The organism is Pseudomonas sp. (assembly GCF_049301935.1).
Classification (GTDB): Bacteria; Pseudomonadota; Gammaproteobacteria; order Pseudomonadales; family Pseudomonadaceae; genus Aquipseudomonas.
Map to the genome: position 1 here is coordinate 1 of NZ_JBAQLP010000118.1, position 2,290 is coordinate 2,290.

Annotated in this window: 2 protein-coding genes; one reads left to right on the forward strand and one right to left on the reverse strand. The window is 59.4% G+C overall.

Translation table 11 applies throughout. From position 1 onward, the window contains the following. A partial coding sequence (locus tag WA145_RS15665; RefSeq protein WP_422582456.1) for an NADP-dependent oxidoreductase occupies nt 1-908 on the reverse strand: 908 nt, incomplete at its 3' end. 224 nt (nt 909-1,132) lie between these two features. Between WA145_RS15665 and WA145_RS15670 the strand changes: the two genes are divergently transcribed. Next, nucleotides 1,133-1,894, forward strand: coding sequence for an SDR family oxidoreductase (locus WA145_RS15670; RefSeq protein WP_422582457.1), 762 nt, complete (start codon nt 1,133-1,135; stop codon nt 1,892-1,894). Nucleotides 1,895-2,290 lie beyond the last annotated feature (396 nt).

Here is a 2,290-nt window from a genome sequence, read left to right on the forward strand (position 1 = left end):
GATTTCAGCTTGCCGCTGGCCAGCCAGCCGCCCATCTCCTGCGCGGCTTCGGCGAAGCGTGGAGCGTAGGTCATCACCACCATGCCTTCCATGCGCGCGCTGTTAACCAGCAGATTGAGGTAGTTGGCCGGGCCCTTGACCGCTTGTTTGTTGTTGTACTGGCTGATCGCGCCGCAAATGATTACCCGCGCCTTGAAGGCCAGGCGGGTAAGCACGGCATCGAGAATGTCGCCACCGACGTTGTCGAAGTACACATCGACGCCTTTCGGGCACTCGCGTTTGAGGCCGGCGATCACGTCTTCGTTTTTGTAATCGATGGCGCCATCGAAGCCCAGCTCATCGATGAGGAACTTGCACTTGTCTGCCCCGCCGGCGATGCCGACCACGCGGCAGCCTTTGAGCTTGGCGATTTGCCCGGCAATGCTGCCGACCGCACCGGCCGCGCCGGAAATCACCACGGTCTCACCGGCCTTTGGCGCGCCGACATCGAGCAGGGCGAAGTAGGCGGTCATGCCGGTCATGCCCAGCGCCGACAGATACAGCGGCAGCGGCGCACGCTTGGGGTCGACCTTGTAGAAACCCTTGGGCTCACCGAGGAAGTAGTCCTGCACGCCGAGGGCGCCGTTGACATGGTCGCCCACGGCAAAGTCCGGGTGTTGCGAAGCCACCACTTCACCGACGCCAAGGGCGCGCATCACCTCGCCAATGCCGACCGGCGGGATATAGGACTTGGCATCGTTCATCCAGCCGCGCATGGCTGGGTCCAGCGACAGGTAGGCGTTCTTCACCAGAATCTGGCCGGGGCCGGGTTCGCCGACGCTGGTTTCCACATAACTAAAGGTCTCGCGGCTGGGCAGGCCGACCGGGCGTTGGGCAAGCAGAAACTGACGATTGAGTGGGGCAGTCATGGCAGGTACTCACTGAACGGAAAGACTGTTGATAGCCCGTAGCGGCGTGATGGGCAAGATTTGCCTGTGGGAGAAATGGTGATTAATCCATTCGAATGATATGTCCTGTGGGGTGTTAATCACTAATTTCGATAAGGCCATCACTAGCAGTTTGATAGTGCTGCCTTGGTGTGGAGGAGCTGATTAGACTCGACGCGGTTTCTAATCCTTGCGAGGACACGCAGATGAACTTTAGCTTTTCCGGCCGGGTTGCCCTGGTCACCGGTGGTGCTGCTGGTATTGGTCGTGCTACGGCACTGGCATTCGCCAACGAAGGCCTGCAAGTGGTGGTGTCCGACGTTGATGTGGCAGGCGGCGAGGCGACAGTGGCGCTGATCCGTGAGGCCGGCGGTGACGCGCTGTTCGTGCGCTGCAACGTAACCCGTGACGCCGAGGTCAAGGTACTGATGGAGCGTACCCTGGGCGCCTATGGCCGTCTGGACTACGCCTTCAACAACGCCGGCATCGAGATCGAGAAGGGTAAGCTGGCCGAGGGCAGCGAAAGCGAGTTCGACGCCATCATGGACGTCAACGTCAAAGGCGTGTGGCTGTGCATGAAACATCAGATCCCGCTGCTGTTGGCGCAGGGTGGTGGCGCCATCGTCAACACTGCGTCGGTTGCCGGCCTAGGGGCGGCGCCGAAGATGAGCATCTACAGCGCGTCCAAGCACGCGGTGATCGGCCTGAGCAAATCGGCGGCCGTCGAATACGCGAAGAAGAAAGTGCGAGTCAACGCGGTGTGCCCGGCGGTGATCGACACCGATATGTTCCGTCGCGCCTATGAGTCCGACCCGAAGAAGGGCGAGTTCGCCGCCGCCATGCACCCGGTCGGGCGCATCGGCAAGGTCGAGGAAATCGCCACGGCGGTGCTTTACCTGTGCTGCGACAATGCGGCCTTTACCACCGGCCAGGCGCTGGCGGTGGATGGTGGCGCCACGGCGATCTGATTTATCCAGCGGTGCTCCGATCTTTTCGCGCTGTGACAAGTAGCGTGCTGACGGCGAGCAATGACAGCTCCTGGTCGAGCTAATCGAAAGCGGTAAAAGAGGCGGTTGACAGCGGTTTGAAACGCTGTAGAATTCGCCTCCCGCTGACGAGAAGCTAGGTGTTGATCGAAAGCGCAAGTGGTTGAGATTGAAAAGAAATTTTCGAAACCACTTGACGGAAGATGAGGCTGCTGTAGAATGCGCACCTCGGTTGAGACGAAAGGCTCAATCACCCGCTCTTTAACAACTGAATCAAGCAATTCGTGTGGGTGCTTGTGAGGTAAGACTGCTAGTCGCAAGATTATCAGCATCACAAGTTACTCCGCGAGAAATCAAAGATGTAACCAACGATTGCTG